Annotated in this window: 25 protein-coding genes; 18 read left to right on the top strand and 7 right to left on the bottom strand. The window is 70.7% G+C overall.

Features of this window, described 5'->3' with window-relative positions; translation table 11 throughout:
- Positions 1–92: 92 nt before the first annotated feature.
- Positions 93–1280, top strand: coding sequence for a L,D-transpeptidase (locus ABD999_RS33335; RefSeq protein ID WP_271277555.1), 1188 nt, complete (start codon positions 93–95; stop codon positions 1278–1280).
- 45 nt (positions 1281–1325) lie between these two features.
- Here the strand turns inward: ABD999_RS33335 and ABD999_RS33340 are convergent, their stop codons facing one another.
- Positions 1326–2279 (bottom strand): radical SAM protein, encoded by a 954-nt coding sequence (locus tag ABD999_RS33340; RefSeq protein WP_271277554.1) that lies wholly within the window; start codon positions 2277–2279, stop codon positions 1326–1328.
- Positions 2280–2391: 112 nt separating this feature from the next.
- Here ABD999_RS33340 and ABD999_RS33345 point away from each other — a divergent pair, with 112 nt between their 5' ends.
- The 5 genes from ABD999_RS33345 to ABD999_RS33365 all read left to right on the top strand — a co-directional run bounded on the left by ABD999_RS33345 (position 2392) and on the right by ABD999_RS33365 (position 5127).
- Positions 2392–2715, top strand: coding sequence for a DMT family transporter (locus ABD999_RS33345; RefSeq protein WP_148031575.1), 324 nt, complete (start codon positions 2392–2394; stop codon positions 2713–2715).
- Between the two features lie 20 nt (positions 2716–2735).
- Positions 2736–3284 (top strand): GNAT family N-acetyltransferase, encoded by a 549-nt coding sequence (locus ABD999_RS33350; protein ID WP_271277553.1) that lies wholly within the window; start codon positions 2736–2738, stop codon positions 3282–3284.
- Positions 3272–3574, top strand: a complete 303-nt coding sequence (locus ABD999_RS33355) for a DUF952 domain-containing protein (protein ID WP_219546390.1) — start codon at positions 3272–3274, stop codon at positions 3572–3574. The genes ABD999_RS33350 and ABD999_RS33355 overlap by 13 nt, the downstream gene beginning before the upstream one ends.
- Positions 3575–4404: 830 nt before the next feature.
- The gene (locus tag ABD999_RS33360) at positions 4405–4845 is read left to right on the top strand and encodes a 50S ribosomal protein L7/L12 (RefSeq protein WP_271277552.1); all 441 of its coding nucleotides are present in this window, start codon (positions 4405–4407) and stop codon (positions 4843–4845) included.
- A 36-nt stretch (positions 4846–4881) separates the two neighbouring features.
- Positions 4882–5127 (top strand): hypothetical protein, encoded by a 246-nt coding sequence (locus ABD999_RS33365; protein WP_148031571.1) that lies wholly within the window; start codon positions 4882–4884, stop codon positions 5125–5127.
- A gap of 85 nt (positions 5128–5212) precedes the next feature.
- On the opposite strand, the gene ABD999_RS33370 is transcribed toward ABD999_RS33365, so the two are convergent.
- The gene (locus tag ABD999_RS33370; RefSeq protein WP_271277551.1) at positions 5213–5659 is read right to left on the bottom strand and encodes a pyridoxamine 5'-phosphate oxidase family protein; all 447 of its coding nucleotides are present in this window, start codon (positions 5657–5659) and stop codon (positions 5213–5215) included.
- Between the two features lie 177 nt (positions 5660–5836).
- Here ABD999_RS33370 and ABD999_RS33375 point away from each other — a divergent pair, with 177 nt between their 5' ends.
- The 7 genes from ABD999_RS33375 (at position 5837) to ABD999_RS33405 (ending at position 13783) form a co-directional block, all read left to right on the top strand.
- Complete coding sequence (locus ABD999_RS33375) at positions 5837–7522, top strand: enoyl-CoA hydratase-related protein (RefSeq protein ID WP_271277550.1); 1686 nt, start codon at positions 5837–5839, stop codon at positions 7520–7522.
- 16 nt (positions 7523–7538) lie between these two features.
- Positions 7539–9068, top strand: a complete 1530-nt coding sequence (locus ABD999_RS33380) for a helix-turn-helix domain-containing protein (RefSeq protein WP_345483058.1) — start codon at positions 7539–7541, stop codon at positions 9066–9068.
- Between the two features lie 64 nt (positions 9069–9132).
- Positions 9133–10209 carry a tyrosine-type recombinase/integrase gene (locus tag ABD999_RS33385; protein ID WP_271277549.1) on the top strand — a complete coding sequence of 359 codons (1077 nt, stop codon included), beginning with the start codon at positions 9133–9135 and terminating at the stop codon, positions 10207–10209.
- Between the two features lie 562 nt (positions 10210–10771).
- On the top strand, positions 10772–12118 hold the full coding sequence (locus ABD999_RS33390; RefSeq protein ID WP_271277548.1) for an RICIN domain-containing protein: 1347 nt from the start codon (positions 10772–10774) through the stop codon (positions 12116–12118).
- Positions 12119–12357: 239 nt separating this feature from the next.
- Complete coding sequence (locus ABD999_RS33395; protein ID WP_271277547.1) at positions 12358–12882, top strand: RNA polymerase sigma factor; 525 nt, start codon at positions 12358–12360, stop codon at positions 12880–12882.
- Positions 12879–13361: a hypothetical protein gene (locus tag ABD999_RS33400; protein ID WP_271277546.1), complete on the top strand. Its 483-nt coding sequence runs from the start codon at positions 12879–12881 to the stop codon at positions 13359–13361. The genes ABD999_RS33395 and ABD999_RS33400 overlap by 4 nt, the downstream gene beginning before the upstream one ends.
- Positions 13358–13783, top strand: a complete 426-nt coding sequence (locus ABD999_RS33405; RefSeq protein WP_271277545.1) for an ATP-binding cassette domain-containing protein — start codon at positions 13358–13360, stop codon at positions 13781–13783. The genes ABD999_RS33400 and ABD999_RS33405 overlap by 4 nt, the downstream gene beginning before the upstream one ends.
- A 296-nt stretch (positions 13784–14079) precedes the next feature.
- Here ABD999_RS33405 and ABD999_RS33410 read toward each other — a convergent pair whose 3' ends face one another.
- The gene (locus ABD999_RS33410; protein WP_148031563.1) at positions 14080–14334 is read right to left on the bottom strand and encodes a helix-turn-helix domain-containing protein; all 255 of its coding nucleotides are present in this window, start codon (positions 14332–14334) and stop codon (positions 14080–14082) included.
- A 45-nt stretch (positions 14335–14379) separates the two neighbouring features.
- On the opposite strand from ABD999_RS33410, the gene map reads away from it, so the two are divergent.
- On the top strand, positions 14380–15144 hold the full coding sequence (map, locus tag ABD999_RS33415; RefSeq protein ID WP_271277544.1) for a type I methionyl aminopeptidase: 765 nt from the start codon (positions 14380–14382) through the stop codon (positions 15142–15144).
- A gap of 298 nt (positions 15145–15442) precedes the next feature.
- Here the strand turns inward: map and ABD999_RS33420 are convergent, their stop codons facing one another.
- Positions 15443–16249 carry a MerR family transcriptional regulator gene (locus tag ABD999_RS33420; RefSeq protein ID WP_271277543.1) on the bottom strand — a complete coding sequence of 269 codons (807 nt, stop codon included), beginning with the start codon at positions 16247–16249 and terminating at the stop codon, positions 15443–15445.
- Between the two features lie 80 nt (positions 16250–16329).
- Here ABD999_RS33420 and ABD999_RS33425 point away from each other — a divergent pair, with 80 nt between their 5' ends.
- From ABD999_RS33425 to ABD999_RS33435, 3 genes are all read left to right on the top strand, one after another.
- Positions 16330–17091 (top strand): MerR family transcriptional regulator, encoded by a 762-nt coding sequence (locus ABD999_RS33425; RefSeq protein ID WP_271277542.1) that lies wholly within the window; start codon positions 16330–16332, stop codon positions 17089–17091.
- Positions 17092–17186: 95 nt separating this feature from the next.
- On the top strand, positions 17187–17531 hold the full coding sequence (locus ABD999_RS33430) for an ArsR/SmtB family transcription factor (protein ID WP_271277541.1): 345 nt from the start codon (positions 17187–17189) through the stop codon (positions 17529–17531).
- Positions 17528–18313, top strand: coding sequence for an SRPBCC family protein (locus tag ABD999_RS33435; protein WP_271277540.1), 786 nt, complete (start codon positions 17528–17530; stop codon positions 18311–18313). The genes ABD999_RS33430 and ABD999_RS33435 overlap by 4 nt, the downstream gene beginning before the upstream one ends.
- An 8-nt stretch (positions 18314–18321) precedes the next feature.
- On the opposite strand, the gene ABD999_RS33440 is transcribed toward ABD999_RS33435, so the two are convergent.
- A complete protein-coding gene (locus tag ABD999_RS33440) occupies positions 18322–18498 on the bottom strand; it encodes a hypothetical protein (protein WP_187281158.1) in 177 nt (58 codons plus the stop codon).
- Between the two features lie 100 nt (positions 18499–18598).
- Here ABD999_RS33440 and ABD999_RS33445 point away from each other — a divergent pair, with 100 nt between their 5' ends.
- Positions 18599–19045: a MarR family winged helix-turn-helix transcriptional regulator gene (locus ABD999_RS33445; RefSeq protein ID WP_271277570.1), complete on the top strand. Its 447-nt coding sequence runs from the start codon at positions 18599–18601 to the stop codon at positions 19043–19045.
- A gap of 9 nt (positions 19046–19054) precedes the next feature.
- Here ABD999_RS33445 and ABD999_RS33450 read toward each other — a convergent pair whose 3' ends face one another.
- Positions 19055–20158, bottom strand: a complete 1104-nt coding sequence (locus tag ABD999_RS33450; RefSeq protein WP_271277539.1) for a DUF4037 domain-containing protein — start codon at positions 20156–20158, stop codon at positions 19055–19057.
- A gap of 111 nt (positions 20159–20269) precedes the next feature.
- Positions 20270–21733, bottom strand: a complete 1464-nt coding sequence (locus ABD999_RS33455) for an aldehyde dehydrogenase family protein (protein WP_378524926.1) — start codon at positions 21731–21733, stop codon at positions 20270–20272.
- Between the last annotated feature and the right edge of the window lie 27 nt (positions 21734–21760).

Below are 21760 nucleotides of genomic sequence, written 5' to 3' on the forward strand. Positions count from 1 at the left end.
ATGTGACTGAACTCTCCGAAACCAACGCTCGTCTTACATGCAGGAGCATTAAGGTCTTTTAGTGCAGTGCATGTAAGTGGGGAGAGGTTCACTTGACCATCACAACACCCTGGAGGAAGACCGCCACAGGGGTCGCCCTGCTCGCCGCCGCGACCCTGACCGCCTCCTGCTCCGCCGCCGGCGGCACCACCCCGGCAGCCTCCGAGGCCACCACCTCCGCCACCCCCGAACCCCCCACCATCACCATCACCCCCGCCCAGGGCAGCACCAAGGTCAACCCCGGCAAACGCATCGTCGTCACCGCCGAAGGCGGCACCCTCGACGACGTCACCGTCCAAACCGGCGGCCAGCAGCTCGAAGGCACCTTCAACACCGACCGCACCAAATGGGTCTCCAAAACCGCGCTCAAGCCGGCCACCGACTACAACGTCGCCGCCACCGCCGGCGCGGCCACCGCCGCCAGCGCCTTCACCACCCGCAAACCCGACCGCGTCCTGCAAATCACCGACGTCACCCCCAACATCAAGGGCGAAACCGTCGGCATCGGCATGCCGATCATGGTCAGGTTCAACCAGCCCGTCGCCAACAAGGCCGCCGTCGAACGCGCCCTGACGGTCGAAGCCGAAAAACCCGTCGACGGCGCCTGGCGATGGATCGACGACTCCTACGCCATCTACCGCCCCGCCAAATACTGGGCCCCCAACCAGACCGTCAGCTTCAACGCCGCCCTCGACGGCGTCAAGGCCGGCAAAGACCTGTGGGGCATGAAGAACTACGACTACGCCATCGACATCGGCGACAAGGTCATCAGCAAGGTCGACGCCGCCAAGCACATGATGTACGTCTACCGCAACGGCAAACGCGTCCAGACCATGGCCATCAGCGCCGGCAAGGCCACCACCCGCGAATACACCACCACCAGCGGCGTCCACCTCACCATGGAACGCGTCAACCCCGTCCGCATGATCTCCCCAGGACGCAAGAAGGGCGACCCCGGCTACTACGACGTCATGGTCGACCACGCCGTCCGCATCTCCAACAGCGGCGAATACGTCCACGCCAAGAACAACGTCTGGGCCCAGGGCCGCCAGAACGTCAGCCACGGCTGCATCAACGCCCGCCCCGACCAGGCCAAGTGGTACTACGACAACTTCCAGCGCGGCGACATCGTCGAGATCAAGGGCACCGACCGCGAACTCGAATGGAACAACGGCTGGGGCTTCTGGCAGATGTCCTTCAAACAGTGGAAGCAAGGCAGCGCACTCAAGAACCAGACCTGAGCCCGGCCTGACACCCCCCGCACGACCCCACGCGCGGGGGAGCGGTCACACCAGCGCCAACTGCCCGAACCACGGATCACGCGGCTCCGGCTCACCCGGCCCGCACCGCATCCCGTACACCCGGCACAACTGCGCGATCTGCCCCAGAATCCGCTCCTCATAAGCGGGGGAGGGCAACCCGTCACGCCCGTACAACTCCTCATAACGCGCCACCAGCCCAGGATGCGCCTGCTCCAGCCACGCCCCGAACCACGACCGCGTCCCCGCCGGCAGCCGCAACACCACCGGCTCCACCGACCGCACCCCCGCCTGCCCGATCCGCCGCACCGTCGCCGCCAGCTGATCAGAACCATCACTCAGCAACGGCAGCACCGGCCCCATCAGCACCCGGCAATCCACCCCCGCCTCCACCAGCGACGCCACCAGCTCCAACCGCGCCTGCGCCCCCACCGCACCCGGCTCCACCGCCCGCCGGATCCGCTCGTCGACGAACGCGATCGACACCGCCACCCGCACCCCGCACTCCGCCAGCAACGCCGCATCCCGCAACACCAGCGGACTGCGCGTATAAACCGTCGCCGGCACCCCCGCCTCCGCCAGCGCCGTCACCACCCCCGGCATCAACCGGTACGTCTCCTCCGCCGGCTGATAACAGTCACCACTCACCCCCACCGCCAGCGGCTCACCACCCCACCGCGCCAGCTCCGCCCGCAACCGCGCCACCACATTCGGCTTCACCACGACCCGCGAGTCGAAATCACGCCCCGCGTCCAGCCCCAGCCGCCGATGCCCCCCACGCGCACCACAACCCAGGCACGCGTGAACACACCCCCGATACGGCGACACCGCCCACCGCTGCGCGATCCCCGCCGTCCGCGCCACCCGCTCGATCACCACACGCGCCTGCAGCTCGTAGAAACCGTCACGCACCACGGCACGCCGCTCGATCAGCGGCCGCTCATCGGCCGCCTCCACCAGAGGCTGCGCGTCCCAACCCACCGACCAAGTGGAACACGCATTCGACACCCTTTTCAACCCGGCCCACCACCCCACCCGGACGCACACCCCCCATACGCTGGGACACCCGCACCGCCTCCCGGGGAGAAACACCATGGCCTGGCTCCTGCTCGCCCTCGCCATCATCTGCGAGGTCACCGCCACCACCGCACTCAAACTCAGCAACGGCTTCACCAACCCCGGCTGGACCGTCACCACCGCCCTCGGCTACATCGCCTCCTTCGCCCTCCTGGCCCAAGCACTCAAACTCCACCTCGAGATGGGCACCGCCTACGCCGTCTGGGCCGGAGCCGGCACCGCCGCCATCGCCCTCATCGGCGCCGCCTTCATGGGCGAAACCCTCACCCTGCACAAAATCGGCGGCATCCTCCTCATCATCACCGGCGTCGTCATCCTCAACCTCGCCGGCACCCACTGAAACCCCCCTAAAATGCCTTCGTGCTCAAACCCCAATACCCCATCACCACCCCCCGCCTCACCCTCCGCCCCTTCACCCCCGACGACCTCGACGCCCTCCACGCCTACGAATCCCGCCCCGACGTCACCCGCTACCTCTACTGGCACCCCCGCGACCGCGACGCCACCCGCACCTTCCTCGACAAAAAAACCACCCGCACCGCACTCCTCGACGAAGGCGACGCCATCGACCTCGCCATCACCCACGACGGAACCCTGATCGGCAACTGCCTGCTCATCTGGACCAGCAAAGCCCACCGCCAAGGCGAAATCGGCTACGTCCTGCACCCCGACCACCACGGCCACGGCTACGCCACCGAAGCCGCCCGCGAAATGCTCCGCCTCGGCTTCGACGGCCTCCACCTCCACCGCATCACCGGCCGCCTCGACGCCCGCAACACCGCCAGCGCCCGCGTACTCGAAAAACTCGGCATGCGCCGCGAAGCCCACCTCATCGACAACGAACACGTCAAAGGCGAATGGTCCTCAGAACTCATCTACGCCATGGTCGACCACGAATGGACCCCATGATCCACCACCTCGCCCTCGCCACCGACTGGACCCACGCCCAGAACACAGGGGAGTACCGCATCTCCACCCTCGGCCGCACCCTCGACCAAGAAGGCTTCATCCACTGCAGCCGCGACCACGACCAACTCCGCACCGTCCACGCCACCTACTACAGCCACGTGACCGAACCCCTGCTCATCCTCGACATCGACCCCACCGGACTCGACATCCGCCACGAGAACGGCTACCCCCACCTGTACGGACCGCTCCCCACCACCGCCGTCACCCGCACCCGCCCCTACCACCCCTGACCCCGCACACACGAAAACGGCGAGCCCACCATCCTCAGCGGCACACCCGCCTCAGACCATGGACCCGCCGTACACAACACCCCGCCACCGGCACACCCCCGCACACCGGCAACCGGAACAATCAGCGCGGAACCCGCACCCCCGGCCCCACCACAGCCGCCTGCGGCCGCCGCACCGGAAGCTCCCCACCAGGCCCCGCGACCGGCTGAGACACCCCCTGCCCCATCGACGGCACCATGGACTGAGGCAACGCCTGAGGCGCCTGAGGCGCGCGCTGCCGCACCTGCTCCACATGCGCGGCACGCCGATCGGCACACCCACCCGGGCAGTAACCGTTCGTCAGGATCAACCGCCCACGCAGCGGCGTATACGCCTCGCGCCCGTCAGCGGGAAGAACCCCCTGACACACCGGACATAACACGGACTCGTTCCCCACGTGCTGCTCCTCTCGCGGCGCGATAGCAGAAGACCACCCTAAAGGCCACCCCTGCCCGAGGGCGAGGAATCAACGACAAGTCATGTCACCTGTCAACCACACACCGCATCCAGCCCGCACCCGCCGCCCACCGGGGGAGAGGTCCCAACCTGAACCCGCCACACCCCGCCACCAGCGACAACACCGGCACCACAAGATCACATCACACATCGATAACGCCCGACAGCCACAACGACGTCACTCACCGTCACGTAACGCATGTCACAACATATAAATCCCGCACCACCGAAACCACCCAATCTGACTAACCGCCAACAGGGCACCACTCAGCCACTACTTGACATAATGTCCATTATCAAGCAACCACAAGAGCGCCCGAGATACCATCCCAGCCATGCCCACCACCGAGTTACTGATCATCGCCACAACCCTCGCCATCCTCGCCGCCGGCGCCACCATCCTCATCAGAAACAGAAACACCCGCGGCCGCACCACACCAGCGCCGTCACGCGTCCAGCTCACACGAGACCAGCTCGACACCCAGCTCCACACCCTCATCCAGCAGAACAAGATGATCCACGCCATCAAACTCCTGCGCGAACAGACCGGCATGGGCCCGCGAGAAGCCAAGGACGCCGTCGACGGCCTCGCCGCGGGCCGCCCCATCAGCCACCCCGCCTACACCGCCCTCACCGGTACGCCCGCCCAGCCCGACCTCGCCACCCGGGCCCGCCACCTCAAAGAAGCCGGCCACACCGAACAGGCCGTCCTCCTCGTACGCGCAGAAACCGGCATGAACGAGGAAGACGCCGCCACCTTCGTCGGCACGCTCTGACTCCCGCGAGGCGATCTCTTTACGTACGATCGACTCATGGCCGTATCCACCGGGGGTCTGATCGCGCTGACCTTCGTCGTCACCGTCGCGATCATCTACCTGATCATCCTGGCCGTCCGCCTGACCAAGGCGCCCCGCAACCGTCCCTCCCCCCGGCAGGACGTCATCGACCAGGCCCGCGAGCTGAAGGCGATGGGTCAGATCCAGGAGGCGGTCTTCCTCGTACGCGGTGAGACCGGCATGAGTCACCGGGCCGCCACTCGCCTCGTCAACCGCCTCTAACCCGGACAAACCACCCGATACCAAACAGAAGCTGAATTCTGTTCGGTATCGGATCGGAACCGGTCAACGCGGAAAACCGTCGCGGCTACGCGCGCTCCACCCTGCGCAGCCCATGCCCGGGCGTCCACCACTCGACGACGAGCACCGTCGCCTGGTCGTCGAGATGCGTGTGCACGACCTCGGCGATGTCGGCACGGAAACGATCACCGTCCGCTCCTCCCCCGCCGGCGAACGCCCGCCCGGCGATCTTCGCCTCGCCGGGCCACTGCGCCTCGGAGCCCTCGACCGGGTCGACGGTGGCGCTGTGCAGGGCGAAGCGCGGGTCGCGGCGCAGGTCGGCGCCCTTGCGGGCGTTGGGCATGGAGCCGAAGACGAGTTCGCCGTCCTCGAAGGCGGCCTCGATGCCGGAGATGCGGGGTGATCCGTCGGTTCGCAGGGTGGCGATGGTCTTGTGTCTGTGGGCGTCGAACAGCGCTCGTACGCGCCGGGCGAATGCGGGCTCTGCTTGTTCGACCTCGTGCCACGCCGTCATGGGCCCATGGTGGCACGGTCGTGTGGGGGTGGCTCCACTCCCCCGGATGTGGCGGGTTTTGCTGGGATCTGTCATCGACGTTTGCGTGGACGTGTCAGCATGCTTGCCTGTACGGGCCGGGCGGGGCTGTGCGCGTCCCTTCCGGCGGCACGTCCCACCGGTGAGGATGATCTTCCTGTGCGTATCCTGCTTGTCTGTTCCTCCTTCGACGGTCTGGTGCAGAGTGTCTGGCTGGCGTTGCGCCGGGCCGGGCACGAGGTCAGCGTGGAGCTGGCGCTGTCGGAGCGGTTGGTGATGGAGGCGGTCCGGCTGGCGAAGCCGGATCTGGTGATCTGCCCGTCGGCGGCGGGGCGGGCGCCGGCGCCGTTGTGGGAGGGGGCGCGGACGGTGGTGATCCGTCCGGGGCCGCCGGGTGATCGGGGTCCTTTCCCGCTGGAGCGGGCGATCGCGGGCGGGGTGGGTGAGTGGGGTGTGACGGCGTTGCAGGCCGGGCGGGAGATGGAGGGGGCGCCGGTGTGGGGGCATCGGATGTTCGCGATGCCTGCTGAGCCGCCGCGCAGGTCGGCGTTGTATCGGGGGCCGGTGGCGGAGGCTGCGGCGGAGCTGGTGCTGGAGGTGGCGGACAGGGCTGCCGATCCGGGGTTCGTGCCGGAGCCTCCGGTGCCGGGCGGGCCGGTGGTGCGGGTGCGGGAGCCGGGTGGGGTGCTGTCGTGGGAGGCGCCGACGGAGGAGGTGGTGCGGCGGGTGCGGGCGGCTGATGGGGAGCCGGGGGTGGTGGCGGAGTTGTGCGGGCTGGCGGTGCGGGTGTTCGACGTGTACCGGGGGCCAGTGTTGGGGGGTGCGCCGGGTGTGGTGGCGGGGCGGCGGGAGGGTGCGGTGCTGGTGCACACCGGTGACGGGACGGTGTGGGTGGGCCAGTTGCGGGCCGGGGAGCGGGGTGCGGTGACGTTGCCTGCGGCGTCGGTGCTGGGTGGGCGGTTGGACGGGGTGCGGGAGCGGGCGGGCTTCAGCGAGATCACCTATGACCGGGGTGATGGTGTGGGTGTGGTGGGGTTCGATTTCTATGAGGGGGCGATGTCGGCGGGTCAGTGCCGGCGGCTGGTGGCGGCGTTGCGGTATGCGGCGGAGCAGGATACGCGGGTGCTGGTGGTGCGGGGTGGTGAGGTGTTCTCCCGGGGTGTGCATCTGGAGGTGATCGAGGCTGCGCGGTATCCGGAGCTGGAGGCGTGGATGAACGTGACCGCGTTCGGTCTGCTGTGCCGGGAGCTGGTGGCGTGTACGGGGCAGCTGGTGGTGACGTCGGTGGGTGGTGACGCGTGGGCGGGTGGGGTGATGCTGGCGCTGGGCGGTGATCGGGTGATGGTGCGGTCGGGGGTGGTGCTGAATCCGCATTTCCGGACGTTGGGGTTGTCGGGGGGCGGGTTGTGGGCGTATGTGCTGCCGCGTCGGGTGGGGGCGCGGCAGGCGCGGCGGCTGGCCTGGCGGGCGTTGCCGGTGGGCGCGCAGGAGGCGGTGGAGCTGGGGCTGGCGGATCGGGTGGTGCCGGGGTCGCGGCCGGAGTTCGAGGGGGCGGTGCTGGAGTACGCGGACAGGCTCGCGTCCAGCCCGCGTTATGAGCGGTTGCTGGCGGCCAAGCGGGAGGCGCGGGAGGCCGATGAGCGGCGTAAGCCGTTGGAGGCTTATCGTGCGGAGGAGCTGGCGGAGCTGAGTCGTGACGTGTTCGGTGACCGGCGCGGGTTCGGTGAGGCCAGGAGGGCGTTGGTGCACGGGCGGCGGCCCGCGTGCACGCCGGCGCGTCTGGCCCTGCATAGGCGGGGGTCCGGCGCGTCGCCGGCACCTGACGCGGAGGCATCTCATATGTGAGATAGGTTGAGGTGTTGTGGGAGATGACTACCTTGTACGGATCGGTCGGCTGATCCGGGACGCGCGGCAGCACCGCGGATGGACGCAGCTCCAGCTGGCGGATGCGCTGGCGACCAGCCAGAGCGCTATCAACCGGATCGAGCGCGGCAACCAGAACATCAGCCTTGAGATGATCGCCCGGATCGGTGAGGCGCTCGACAGTGAGATCGTCTCTCTCGGTTACGCGGGGCCGATCCACCTGCGGGTCGTGGGCGGGCGGCGCCTGTCGGGCAGCATCGAGGTGAAGACGTCGAAGAACGCGTGTGTGGCGTTGCTGTGCGCGTCGTTGCTGAACTCCGGGCGGACGATCCTGCGCAAGGTGGCGCGGATCGAGGAGGTGTACCGGATCCTGGAGGTGCTGGCGTCGATCGGGGTGCGGGCGCGGTGGATCAACGAGGGCAACGATCTGGAGATCGTGCCGCCGGCCCGGCTGGAGCTGGAGTCGATGGACACCGAGGCGGCGCGGCGTACGCGGAGCGTCATCATGTTCCTGGGTCCGCTGATGCACCGCACGGACGTGTTCCGGATCCCGTACGCAGGGGGTTGTGATCTGGGCACGCGTACGGTGCAGCCGCACATGTCGGCGCTGCAGCATTTCGGGCTGCACATCACCGCGACCGGTGGGTTCTATCACGCCGAGGTGGAGCGGGGGGTGTCGCCGAAGCGGGCGATCGTGCTGACGGAGCGCGGTGACACGGTGACGGAGAACGCGCTGCTGGCCGCGGCCCGTCATGACGGGGTGACGGTGATCCGTAACGCCTCCTCCAACTACATGGTGCAGGATCTGTGCTTCTTCCTGGAGGAGTTGGGGGTCCGGGTCGAGGGGGTGGGCACGACGACGCTGACGGTGCACGGGGTGCCGGACATCGAGCGGGATGTGGACTATTCGCCGTCGGAGGATCCGGTGGAGGCGATGAGCCTGCTGGCCGCTGCGGTGGTGACGTCGTCGGAGCTGACGATCTGCCGGGTGCCGGTGGAGTTCCTGGAGATCGAGCTGGCGGTGCTGGAGGAGATGGGGCTCGACCATGACCGGGGTGAGGAGTACGCGGCGGCCAACGGCCGTACCCGGCTGGTGGATCTGACGGTGCGGCCGTCGAAGCTCGTCTCCCCCATCGACAAGATCCATCCGATGCCGTTCCCGGGTCTGAACATCGACAACGTGCCGTTCTTCGCGGCGATCGCGGCGGCGGCGGAGGGGTCGACGCTGATCCACGACTGGGTGTATGACAACCGGGCGATCTACTTGACAGAGCTGACCCGGCTGGGTGCTTCGGTGAAGCTGCTGGATCCGCATCGGGTGCTGGTGGAGGGGCCGACGCGGTGGCGGTCGGCGGAGATGATGTGCCCGCCGGCGTTGCGGCCCGCGGTGGTGGTGCTGCTGGCGATGATGGCGGCGGAGGGCACGTCGGTGCTGCGCAACGTGTACGTGATCAACCGTGGTTACGAGGATCTGGCGGAGCGGCTGAACGCGCTGGGGGCGCGGATCGAGACCTTCCGCGACATCTGAAAGTGTCGGTGGCGGCCGCTACCGTGTCCTTCTGCTGGATCTTGACGGGAGAAGGGGTGCACGGGTGCGGCCTGCGGAGCTCGACCGGGTGTCGGTGGCGGAGGCGGCGGACCGCTACGTGGAGCTGGTGCGGGCGAGGGTGCTGACGGGGGCGTTGTCGGCGGCGACGGCGGAGGTGTACGCGCGTGACGTCGCGACGTTGGTGGAGCTGGCGGGCGCGGGCCGGGTGCTCGACGATCTGACGGGTGAGGATGTCGACGCGGTGCTGCTGGCGTTCGCCCGCAAGCCCGACGGCCGCCGGCCCGCCGGTGGGGAGGCTGGTGGGCGGGGCCGGCAGTCGGCGTCGTCGCAGGCGCGGTTCCGGCGGTCGATCTCGGCGTTGTTCAAGCATGCGGCGCTGGTGGGCTGGGTGCAGGTCAATCCGATGACGGTGGCGACGATCACGGCCAGGGAGCGGGGCGGGCTGCGGCCGGAGCGGCGGGCGCTGACGCGTGAGCAGGCGCAGGGTCTGGTGGGGGCGGCGCGGCGGCTGGGTGAGGAGCCGTCGGGGCCGGGCCGTCGTGATCAGCGGACGGAGTTGCGTGACGCGTTGATCGTGCTGTTGCTGGCCACGCTGGGGCCGCGGGTGTCGGAGCTGGTGCGGGCCAATGTGGAGGATTTCTTCACCAATGACGGTGTGCGTTATTGGCGGATCTTCGGCAAGGGCGGGCGGACGCGTGACGTGCCGTTGCCGTCGGACGTGGCGCGGGTGCTGGAGGCCTATCTGGAGCGGGGCCGTTCGGAGTCGGCGGACAAGGCGTTGCTGTTGTCGTGGCGTGGGCGGCGGCTGGCGCGGGGTGACGTGCAGGCGGTGATCGATCGGGTGCAGCGGCGGGTGGATCCGGATCGGCGGCGTACGGTCACGCCTCATGGGTTGCGTCATACGACGGCGACGCATCTGCTGGCGGACGCGGTCGACATGGACGCGGTGCGGCGGGTGCTGGGGCATGGTGATCTGTCGACGCTGGGGCGTTATCGCGACGAGTTGCCGGGTGAGCTGGAGGTGGCGATGCGGGCTCATCCGCTGTTGAAGGAGCCGCGTCCCGGTCGCGTCCGGGACGGGGTGGGGCCGTCCGGGGAAGCTCACGACGGGCAGGGTTGACGGGTCCCCCTCCGACGTGGGCTGCCGGAGCTGTGGCATCGGACCTTTTGCGGATCGTTTGACGGCCGGACGCTGCGCGCTCGTCTTGCCGTGCCTGCTGTGAAAGCGCTCTTCGTCAGCGGTTTCGGCCCCTGTGCACCAGCCGGAGGTGTTCCTGCCGGGCGTCCGAGGTCGTGGTGACAGCTCGGATGTATGAACCTGGCCTGTCCGGGCCGGCTCCGGAAAGTATCAGGGGCCCGTGCCGTGGCGTCCCGGTCTTGCGGCGCAGGTCCGGGAGGCGATGGCGGGTGTGCGGCGGCTGTGGGCCGCGCGGGGTTCGTTGACCGGTTCGGCGCCGGCGTGTTTCGCTCTCGGCCAGCGACACCGGCGCCGTGCGGGCGCCTGCTTTCCCGGGTCCTGCGGACAAGGAGACCAAGGAGACCAAGGTCATGCCTGACAGTTGGCCGTCGGCCGGCGCTGCGCTCGTGAACGTCCGGGGCGTGAGGCGGGTTCTCGTGGCCGCCGCTGTCGTGGCGCTGTCCGCCGTCGGGTTGACGGCTGCGCCGGCGGGGCGGCGACGCCGGTGGCCGATGGCGTCTACACGCTGGTGTCGGCCTCCAGCGGTAAGTGCGTCAACGTCAGTGGCGCCGGGACCGGTAACGGCGCCGTGCTGGCCCAGATCGCCTGTGATGCGTCCGCGGGCGCGCAGCGGTTCCGGGTCGTCGCCCAGAGCGGGGCGTACGGCCTGGTCAACGTCGGCAGCGGCCGCTGCGTCGACGTGCCCGGCTACTCCACCGAGGCCGGCGTCCAGTTGTGGCAGTGGACGTGCGGCGCGAGCGGCAACCAGACGTGGACCCTGACGCCGTCGGCGGTCGCCGACCGGTTCCTCGTCCGCAGCTCCCACAGCGGGCTGTGCGTCGGCAACAAGGACGGCTCCACCGCGGGCAACAACCCCGTCGTCCAGGAGGCTTGCTCCGACATCGCCCGGATGCAGTGGCGCTTCAACCCCGTCTCGACCGGCGGCCGGACGTGGCCGGGCACCGCGGACGGCTTCGCCGCCACCAGCGGCGGCGGCCTGTCCACCACCACGGGCGGCGCCGCGGGCCAGACGGTCACCGTGACGACCTACGCGGACCTGGTCCGCTACGCCACGGCGAGTCAGCCGTACGTGATCCGGGTCAACGGCACCCTTGCCGCCTCGCCCAGGGGCAGCGAGATCCGCGTGGCCTCCGAGAAGACCATCGCCGGCGTCGGCAGGAACGGCACCCTCGCCGGCGGCGGCTTCTTCCTGGACGGCGTCTCGAACGTCATCATCCGCAACATGACGATCCGGGACACGCTGATGCCCGAGGACGACCCCGGTGACGACACCTATGACTTCGACGGCGTCCAGATGGACGGCGCCCACCACGTGTGGATCGACCACAACCACATCACCCGGATGAACGACGGCCTGATCGACAGCCGCGAGGACACCTCGTATCTGACGGTGTCGTGGAACGTCATCGCGGAGGGCCGCAAGGCGTTCGGCATCGGCTGGACGCCGAACGTCACCTCGCGGATGACCATCCACCACAACTGGCTGGGTGACAACGCCTCGCGTAACCCGTCCACGGACAACGTGGCCTATGCGCACCTGTACAACAACTATCTGCAGAACATCACCGGCTACGGCAACTACGCGCGCGGCGCCACCAGGATGGTGCTGGAGAACAGCTACTTCCAGAACGTGAAGGATCCGTACTACCGCGATGCCGCGGCCCAGTTGCGGCAGTCGGGCAGCGTGTGCTCCGGCTGCACGGGCCGGCAGGAGACCGGGGGTTCGGCGTTCACGCCCGGCTCGTTCTACTCCTACAGCCTGGACGCGGCCTCCCAGGTGCCGTCGCTGGTGCAGGCGTACGCGGGCCCGCAGCCGAACATCGGCGCGTGAGGGGGTGCCGGTAAGAAACGTGTCATGAGCCCCACCGGAATACCTCCGGCCCGGCGGCATCTTCGTCATTCGACTGTCACGCGCCGCACGATCCCTGCGGCATCTGCTCGACCTGGCCGCGCGACTCCGTGAGCGCGACGTCGACCTGCCGGTTGCGGTGACCGTACTCCATAGGTGATCCGGGAACCGTGAACCTTCTTGGCTTCTCGCCCGACTGTGCAAGATGACGGGAGGGCGAGATGACCGATGAGCTGCTGGTGGTGCGCGCTCAGCTGGGAGAGCGCGCGGCGCTGGCCGAACTGCTGGCTCGGTGGCGGAGACCGGTGTGGATCTATGTGCGCCGCATGCTGGATGCTGACCGGGCCGACGACGTTACGCAGGAGATCTGGCTGGCCGTCGTCCGCGGCCTGCCCCGGCTCAGGGAACCCGGCCGGTTCGCGCCGTGGCTGTTCACGATCGCCCGGCGGTCGGTCACCGACCGGCTGCGCGGCGAGTACGCCCAGGAGGAGAAAACGTCCGGATTCGGCGACATGGTCGTCGAAGACCCGGCTGAGGCCATGGTGGATCGTGCCGCGCTCGTGAGCGTGCTGTCAGCTCTGCCGGTGCTGGAGCGGGAGATCCTCGTCCTGTTCTACCTGGAGGACCTGCCGGTGGAGGAGTGCGCCGACATCTGCCAGATCCCGGCCGGAACAGTCAAGTCCCGGCTCAACCGCGCCCGTCGTCTGCTGCGTGGACACCTGGAGGAGAAGGGATACGGGCCATGACGGACGAACCACGCCTGTCGGCGCAGGACATGATCGAGCACCTGGCTCCGGTGCTGTCGCTGAGAGTCCGGATCCGGGCGGTGACGACACTGCTGGCCGGCGCAGCCGGCGCGGTGTTCGTGGGCACGTTGTGGTGGTCGGAGCCAGGGCCGCTGCCCGGGCGCACGCATGTGGCGTTCGCGTTGTTCACCGCGCTCTGCCTGGCCTGGGCAGCCTACGGTGGGTGGCTGCTGACGCGCCGGGTTCCGCTGTTCGCCACCGATCGGGTGATCGCCGCCTGGATCGGCCTGGCCGCTTCGCTGGCCACCACGGCACTCGTGACCGTCGTAGCCGTGCAGCGTGGCACCGGGGCGGGGCTCGCCCTGGCGGTCGGGGGCCTGTTCGCCGCAGTGGCCCTGGCACTGGCGCTGCGCGCCCATGCCCGGCGCGCAGCGCTGCTGCGCCGCATGCACGAGCTGACCGGCGGGGAAGAGCGGTGAACGCGCTGCGGACCAGCGGCCTGGGCAGGCGTTACCGGCAGCGGTGGGCGCTGCGCGAGGCCACCATCGCGGTGCCCGCCGGGGCCAGGGCCGCGTTGGTCGGGCCGAACGGGGCAGGCAAGTCCACGCTGCTGAACCTGGTTTCCGGCCTGCTGACGCCCACCGCGGGACGGGCGGAGGTCTTCGGCCGTCCGCTGGGGACGGCCGCGGTCGCGTTCGTCGTCCAGGACAAGCCACTGTATCGCCGGTGGAGCGTCGCCGACCTGCTGCGCTTCGGCTTCGCGGCCAACCCCCGCTGGGATCGTGCGGCTGCGCAGTCACTGCTGTCCGGGCATGACATCGGCCCGCGCGAGCGGGTGGACCGATCGTCCGGCGGCCAGCTGACCGGTATCGCCTATCTGGCGATCCGACGCCACACCTAGCCAGGAAGGACATCACGATGGCCCACAACCCGAAATTCATCCGCCGGCGGCTCGGCACGACGGTCTTGGTCGTAGTGGCCCTGCTCGTCGCCGCGATACTCCTCGCTGGTGTGATCGCGCTGCTGGGCTGAAGCGCCTGCGTGGTGAGCCGGCCTCAGTTACGGTCTGAAGAACCCGCGGCGATGACCAGGCAAGTCACAGCAAGATCAACGCCGTTCGGGGCTCATGACACGTTTCTTGCCGACACCCCGTGACGGGTTCGGGGGCCGCACTCCCCCGCTGCTTGCCGGAGCAGGTCAGGTGGGGACTGCGGGGGTGGTGTGGAGGGCGAGGTCGTCGAGGGAGATGCCGAGGACGTCGGTCAGGGCGGCGATGGTGAAGAAGGCGGGGGTGGCGATGCGGCCGGTCTCGATCTTGCGGAGGGTCTCGGCGGACATGCCGGCGGCGGTGGCGACCTCGGTGATGCTGCGCTCGCCTCTGGCCTGGCGCAGGAGGGTGCCGAGGCGCTCGCCGCGCAGGCGTTCTTCGGGAGTGAGCGGGGGACGGACCATGCCGCAAGTCTATAACCCAATAGAAATACCGGTATAGTTATCGCCATGGTTGAGATCAAGACCACCGGCGAACTCCAGGCCATGCGTGAAGCCGGCCGCGTCGTCGCCCGCACCCTCCAGGCCGTCGCCCGCCACGCCGCCCCCGGCACCCCCATAGCCGAGCTCGACGACCTGGCCGCCACCACCATCCGCGAAGCCGCCGCCACCTCCGCCTTCCTCGGCTACCAGCCGCACTTCGCCCCGACCCCCTACCCCGCCGTCATCTGCGTCTCCGTCAACGACGCCATCGTCCACGGCATCCCCGGCCGCGACCGCCTGCGCGACGGCGACCTGGTCAGCGTCGACTGCGGGGCCTACCTCGACGGCTGGGCCGGCGACGCCGCCATCAGCTTCACCGTCGGCACCGCGCATCCCGCCGACCGCGCCCTCATCGACGCCACCCGCCAGGCCCTCGCCGCCGGCATCGCCGCCGCCGTGCCCGGCAACCGCATCGGCGACATCGGCCACGCCATCCAGACCGTCGCCGCCCGCGGCCGCTACGCCGGCCCCGCCGACTTCGGCGGCCACGGCATCGGCCGCCACATGCACGAGGACCCGCACGTCAGCAACCGAGGCCGCCCCGGCCGCGGCATGACCCTGCGCCCCGGCATGACCCTCGCCATCGAGCCCATGCTCGCCCCCGGCAGCGGCCACTACCGCGTCGCCGCCGACGGCTGGACCCTGCGCACCACCGACGGCAGCCGCGCCGCCCACGCCGAGCACACTATCGCCATCACCGACGACGGCCCCGTCATCCTCACCGAACCCTGACCACCCCAGGCCGGCACGTCCCCCGCCGTCCTCCGGAGGCGAGCCGAACGCCGCGGCCCCACCCTGATCACCCCAGGCCGTCCTACGCCGAACTCTTGGAGGCGAGCCGCAGCCCGCGCACCGCCTCCAGGCCACCCGGCTGCGGGCCGCGCTGCCACGGCAAGCGGCGGGGCGCTCAGGTTGCCCTCCGCCGTAGGGGACGGCAGCCCGTCGTGGGAAACATCTCCCCCTGCGTCACCTCCGCCAGCCGCAGCCCCGCCACCGCTCCCCCACTGTCGTCGGCGTACGGCCGCCGGCCTCACTCCTCCGCCTCGAAGCGGACCAGCACATCCGTCACCAGCCGATCCGGCGCCGTCACCGCCGGATCCGACACGTACACCTCACGCACCTCCAGCGCCACCAGCCGCCGCTCCCCGCACCACGCCAGCACCGCACTCGCCGTCAGCGGGATCTGGTCGTACGGGCCCACATGCCGGGCAGCCGCGAACACCCCGCCCGCCAGCACCTCCGCCAGCACCCCCGCGCCGGTCTCCGTCGCCGCGCCGCCGCGCCACGCCCCGCCCGGCACCTCCCGCGCCACCAGCACCTCCACCACCCCGTCCAGATCCACCGGGAACACCCCCGTCAGCCGCACCTCCCCCTCCCCCGCCGAGACGGCCAGCACCCGCGCCACCGCCGCCGAGGTGGCCCGGCCGATCCCCTCCGGGCCGCCCGCCACCTCGCGCGCCACCAGCACCCGCCGCGCCGGCAGCCGCGCCACCGACACCTCCGGCGCAGGCAGGCCGCCGGCCATCACCCGCTCCAGCGACGCAAGCGTCCGCCGCCGCCGCGCCAGCTCCGCCTCCAGCCCCGCCCGGACGTCCTCCAGCGCACCCGCGTCGCCCTCCAGCACCCGCCCCACCACCGGCAGCGGCACGTCCAGCGACCGCAGCAACCCGATCGACAACGCCACCCGCGCCTGCGACGCCCGGTAATAGCGGTAGCCCGTCACCGGATCCACCCACGCCGGAACCAGCAGCCCCAGCTCGTCGTAATGCCGCAACTGCTTCACACTCAACCGGCCCAGCCGCGCGAACTGCCCGATCGGCAGCAGATCACCGTCCACGCCCCCAGCATGGGCCCTCCCGAGAGGGGGAGAGTCCAGCGGGTTGCGCCTCACCCGGCGTGAGGCTTCAGGCTGGTCCCATGAGCCTCACCGTCGGACACGTGGCCAGACTGGCCGGCATCACCGTGCGCACCCTGCACCACTACGACGAGATCGGCCTGCTCACCCCCGGCGAGCGCACCCACGCCGGCTACCGCCGCTACACCGACGACGACCTCGTCCGCCTGCAGCAGATCCTCCTCTACCGCGAGCTCGGCTTCCCCCTCGACGAGATCGCCGTCATCCTCGACGACCCCGCCACCGACGAGCTCACCCAGCTGCGCCGCCAGCACGAACTCCTCGTCCGCAAGACCGAACGCCTGCGCGAGGTCATCACCGCCGTCGAACGCGCCATCGAAGCCCGCACCCGCGGCATCGCCCTCACCCCCCAAGAACGCCTCGAACTCTTCGGCGCCTTCACCCCCGAGGACCACGACGCCGAGGTGGAACGCCGCTGGGGCGGCAGCGCCGCCTACGAGCAGAGCCGCCGCCGCGTCGCCTCCTACACCAGGGCCGACTGGCTGGAGCTCAAGGCCGAAGCCGAGGCGATCAGCCGGGGCCTCGCCGCCGCCTGCGAGGCCGGCCTGCCCCCGGACGGCGAGCACGCCATGGACCTGGCCGAGCGGCACCGCGGCCACATCAGCCGCTGGTTCTACACGTGCACGTTCGAGATCCACCGCGGGCTCGGCGAGCTGTACGTGTCGGATCCGCGGTTCACCGCCACCTACGAGACGCTCGCGCCCGGCCTGGCCGCTTTCCTGCGTTCGGCCATCGCGGCCAATGCTTGTCGGTCTGGTGCGTAGATTTCTGTACGAACCGGGCGAATTTACTTTGTAGATTAATAAGTCCGGATTTAATGCCGTTGCCGGTATATAACCATTGCGGTATGTTGGCTGGCATGCGTTTCGACGTGCTCGCCGAGCCCGCCCGGCGGCGGATCCTCGATCTGCTGCTGGAGCGGCCCCGCCCGGTCGCCGAGCTCACCGCGGAGCTCGGCCTGTCCCAGCCCGGCACCTCCAAGCACCTGCGGGTGCTGCGCGAGGCCGGGCTCGTCACCGTACGCAAGGAAGCGCAGCGCCGCTGGTACGAGCTGCGCCCGCAGCCGCTGGCCGAGATCGACGCCTGGCTCGCCCCGTACCGCAGTCTGTGGAGCGGCAGCTTCGACCGGCTGGAGCGGCACCTGGACACCATGCCCGACCCAGCGCCCGATCCCATGCCCGACCACCGCGAGGAGGACCGGTGAACGACCACCTGATGATCCGTCCCGACGGCCGCACCGAGCTGCGCATGAGCCGCCGCCTGCCGCACCCGCCCGAGAAGGTGTGGCGGGCCGTCACCGAGCCCGGCCACCTCAAGCAGTGGTTCCCCGCCGAGCTCGTCATCGACGGCGACCGCGTCCGCTACGGGTTCGGCCCCGACGGCCGCGTGCTGGAGCTGGACCCGCCCCGGGTGTTCGCCCACAGCTGGGGCGACGACGAGCTGCGCTGGGAGATCCGCCCCGACGGCGACGGCAGCCTGCTGACCCTCACCCACGTGTTCGGTGACCGGTTCGGCGCGGCCAGCTTCGCCTCCGGCTGGCACACCTGCATGGCCGCGCTCGCGGCCCTGCTCGACGGCCGCCCGCTCCCCCGCCCCGGCGACATGGGCCGGCTGCACGAGGACTACGTGGCCATCCTCGGCCTGACCTCCGGCGAGCTCTCCGGCGGCGCGGTCCGTCTCGAACGCCAGCTCACCCGTCCCGCCGGCGAGGTCTGGCGCGCTCTGGAGGGCGGGCGCGCCGAGCCCGGGTCGCCGCCGCCGGCCCCGTTCACCGCCGCGGGGGTGACGGCCGGGCCGGTCTCACGCGCCGAACCGGGAAAGATCCTGGAGTACGCGACCGGCGGCGGCACCGTGCGCTGGGAGCTCGGCGAGGGCACCGGTCACGGCGCCCGCCTCACGCTCACCGGCCCCGGCGACGCCGCGACCCTGGCGGCCTGGCGCGCCCGCGTGGAGCAGCTGGCCGAGGCCCTGCTCGACGCCGGCTGAGGCGCCCATCAGTAGAAGTGCATCACCACGGCCAGGCCGACGAAGTGCATGAGCGCCACGGCGACCAGCAGGGCGACGAACACGAACTTGGCCGGGCCGTGCTCGAAGTGCTTGCCCTCCTTCAGCGGAGGCAGCTTGGCCTGGCGCTCGGCGATGCGCTCCTCCAGCGACTTGCGGTGAAACACGTGGCGTCCCCAAGATTTGCGTGTCAACTTTTTGTACAGTAATAGTTTGTACGCAAACTAATCTACCAGGGGCGACCGGAGGTGGGCACGCGTGAAGCCTGTGACAGAGGCGACAGACCTGCTCGCCCTCGACCGGCAGGTGTGCTTCGCCCTCAGCGTCGCCTCACGCGGAGTGATCGCCCTCTACCGGCCGCTGCTGCGGCCTCTCGGCCTCACCCACCCCCAGTATCTGGCCATGCTCGCCCTCTGGCAGCACGAGCCCCTGTCGGTCAAGGAGCTCGGCGAGCTGCTGCAGCTCGACGCCGGCACCCTGTCGCCGCTGCTCAAGCGGCTGCAGGCGCTCGGCTACATCCACCGCGAGCGCAGCAGCCTGGACGAGCGCGCCCTCTGCGTCACCCTCACCCCCGAAGGACGCCGGCTGCGGGCCGAGGCCGAGAAGATCCCCCCGGCCATCGTCGCCCGCCTCGGCATGGACCTCGACGAGCTGCAGGACCTGCACCAGGTCCTCACCCGCGTCATCGCGGCCGCCCGCAACGCCCAGCCCTGACGCGAGCCGTCAGGCAGTGAGACGGTCAGGCGGCGCGGACAGGCCCAGGGCGGCGGCGGTCACGGCGCGCGCCCGGGGCGGCGACGTCAGCAGATCGGTCGAATCCGACAGCTGGTCCACGCAGCCCGCCACCGGCAGGCCCCGCACCACCGGATCCGACACCGCCCCCAGCAGCGCCGCCGCGAAGCGCTCCCCGCCGATCACCTCGAACGGCCGGTCATGGTATCCGCGCACCCCTTCGTCGAGCCGGCCCGCCAGGCCGACCCGGTTCTGCAGCGCGGCCAGCCGCCGGTAGGCCGCCGACAGCCCTTCCTGGCGCTGCCGCCACGACCGGGCGGCCAGGGCCGCGCCGAGCGCCTCCGCCAGCTCCGCCGACCCCGGCATCCGCGCCAGCGCGCTGCCCAGCCATTTGGCGTACGGGGGGTAGCGCCGCCGCAGCAGCAGCGCCAGCCGCATCACCTCCCGCACCAGCCGCGCGCCCTCCACCGCCGACCCGAGCTCGTCGCCCACCTCGCCGCACCGGCCCACGAACGCCTCCTCCTCGGCGATCCGCCGCCACTGGCAGGCCAGCACGTAGCGCCACACGTCCTGCGGATACCAGCGCAGCAGCCCGCGCACCGCCTCCAGGCCACCCGGCTGCGGGCCGCGCTGCCACGGCACGCCCTCCGCCGCCGGGGACGGCAGCCCGTCGTGGAACACCTCCCCCTGCGTCACCTCCGCCAGCCGCTGCCACGGCACCGACAGCCAGTCCAGCAGCGTCACCCCCCGCCGCGGATCGAACCCGAGCCGGCCGCTCAGCCACGACCCCAGCTCGGTCACCACCACGCCCGGCCGCCTCTCCCCCAGGTAGTCGAACACGGTCGGCTGGCCGCGGAACCGCTCCGGCAGCCCGGCGGCCACCCGGGCCTCCACCTCCGTCACCACCCCCGCGGGCGCGAAGACCAGCACGCGCGGCCCCCAGTCGTGGTCGGTCGAGCGGCTGGTGTCGAACGCCAGCACCTCCGACCCGGGACCGATCAGCGCGGCACTATGCGGAACACCGGCGACGAGCGGCGCCACGACCTCACCGTAGAAGGCGCGGGACAACTCGATACCGGGCATGAAATCGGACATCACGCCGTCCACTGTGCCTGACGCCGCCGCCGGTCACATCCGAATTATCCGCGCCCCCGGCAGGGCCGGGCCCCGGCCGGAAACCCGCTCCCGGCCGGGGCCCGCGCGCCGTCAGAAGGGGTAGCGGGGCGGCTCGCCCCGCATCGTGATCCAGCGGGTCTCGGTGAAGGCCTCGATGTTGGCCGCGGCCCCGCCGAACCGGGCGCCGGTGCCGGAGGCGCGCACCCCGCCGAAGGGCGCGTTCGCCTCGTCGTTCACGGTCTGGTCGTTGATGTGCACGATCCCGGTCGGGATCCGCTCGGCGACGGCCAGGCCGCGCATCACGTCGCGGGTGACGATGCCGAGCGACAGCCCGTACTCGCCGGCGGCGGCCAGCTCGGCGGCCTCCTCCGCAGAGGAGACGCGGGTCACCGGCGCGACCGGGCCGAAGACCTCCTCGGCGAAGGCCGGCGCGGTCAGCGGCACCCCGGCCAGCACGGTCGGCCGGTAGAACAGCCGCTCGTAGGTGCCGCCGGAGGCCAGCTGCGCGCCCTGCTCCACGCTGGCGGTGACCAGGCCGTGGATCTTGTCGCGCTGCCCGGCGTCGATCACCGGGCCGAGCGCGACGTCGCCGGCGGCCGGGTCGCCGACCGGCAGGGCGCCCGCCTTGGCGGCCAGGCCCTCCACGAACGCGTCGTAGAGCCGGTCGGCGACCAGGTGGCGGCCGGTGGTCATGCAGATCTGCCCCTGGTGGAAGAACGACCCCCAGGCGGCCAGGTTCACGGCCTCGTCCACGTCGGCGTCGTCCAGCACGAGCAGCGCCGAGTTGCCGCCGAGTTCCAGGTGGGCGCGCTTGAGGTGCCTGCCCGCCAGCTCGCCGATGCGCCGGCCCACCGGGGTGGAGCCGGTGAAGGAGATCACCCGCACGTGCGGGTCGGCGATCAGCGCCTCGCCCACGTCCGCGCCGCCGGGCAGCATCTGCAGCACGCCCGGCGGCAGCCCGGCCTCCTCCAGCACGCGCGCCATCAGGGTGCCGCCGGTGACGGCGGTGCGCGGGTCGGGCTTGAGGATGACCGCGTTGCCCAGCGCCAGCGCCGGCGCCACGGAGCGGATGCCGAGGATGATCGGCACGTTGAACGGCGAGATCACCGCCACCACCCCGGCCGGCATGCGGCGCGCCATCGACAGGCGCGGCTGCTCCGACGGCAGCACCTCGCCGATCGCGCGGCCGGGCAGCGTGGCCGCCTCGTAGCATTCCTCGGCCGCCACGTGCAGCGCGAACCCGGCCATGCCGGGCACCGCGCCGACCTCACGGACGTTCCAGCCGCTGATCTCCTCGGCGTGCCGCTGCCACAGGTCGCCCGCCCGGCGCAGGACGGCGGCGCGGGCGGTGTGCGGCAGCGCGGCCCACTCCCGCTGCGCGGCCGCGGCGCTCGCGGCCGCCTCGGCCACGTCAGCGGGGGTCGCCAGCCCCATCCGGCCGAGTTCGGCGCCCGTGGCCGGTTCGACGACGGCGTAATCGCCGCCGTGCCCGGCCGTCCACACGCCGTTCTTGAAGATCTTGCCCTGCCAGTCGATGGTGTCGAGCAGTGCCACGGCCGATTCGCCTTTCTCCATGTCGTC

Source organism: Nonomuraea ferruginea (assembly GCF_039540635.1).
GTDB classification, from domain to species: Bacteria; Actinomycetota; Actinomycetes; order Streptosporangiales; family Streptosporangiaceae; genus Nonomuraea; species Nonomuraea ferruginea.

Excerpts from the sequence above, each read along its gene's own strand:
- ABD999_RS33345 (WP_148031575.1), top strand. The coding sequence starts at position 2,392 with ATGGCCTGGCTCCTGCTCGCCCTCGCCATCATCTGCGAGGTCACCGCC.
- map (WP_271277544.1), top strand. The coding sequence starts at position 14,380 with ATGGTTGAGATCAAGACCACCGGCGAACTCCAGGCCATGCGTGAAGCC.
- ABD999_RS33400 (WP_271277546.1), top strand. The coding sequence starts at position 12,879 with ATGACGGACGAACCACGCCTGTCGGCGCAGGACATGATCGAGCACCTG.
- ABD999_RS33355 (WP_219546390.1), top strand. The coding sequence starts at position 3,272 with ATGGACCCCATGATCCACCACCTCGCCCTCGCCACCGACTGGACCCAC.
- ABD999_RS33430 (WP_271277541.1), top strand. The coding sequence starts at position 17,187 with ATGCGTTTCGACGTGCTCGCCGAGCCCGCCCGGCGGCGGATCCTCGAT.
- ABD999_RS33410 (WP_148031563.1), bottom strand. The coding sequence starts at position 14,334 with ATGGTCCGTCCCCCGCTCACTCCCGAAGAACGCCTGCGCGGCGAGCGC.
- ABD999_RS33370 (WP_271277551.1), bottom strand. The coding sequence starts at position 5,659 with ATGACGGCGTGGCACGAGGTCGAACAAGCAGAGCCCGCATTCGCCCGG.
- ABD999_RS33365 (WP_148031571.1), top strand. The coding sequence starts at position 4,882 with ATGGCCGTATCCACCGGGGGTCTGATCGCGCTGACCTTCGTCGTCACC.
- ABD999_RS33395 (WP_271277547.1), top strand. The coding sequence starts at position 12,358 with ATGACCGATGAGCTGCTGGTGGTGCGCGCTCAGCTGGGAGAGCGCGCG.
- ABD999_RS33360 (WP_271277552.1), top strand. The coding sequence starts at position 4,405 with ATGCCCACCACCGAGTTACTGATCATCGCCACAACCCTCGCCATCCTC.
- ABD999_RS33450 (WP_271277539.1), bottom strand. The coding sequence starts at position 20,158 with ATGTCCGATTTCATGCCCGGTATCGAGTTGTCCCGCGCCTTCTACGGT.
- ABD999_RS33425 (WP_271277542.1), top strand. The coding sequence starts at position 16,330 with ATGAGCCTCACCGTCGGACACGTGGCCAGACTGGCCGGCATCACCGTG.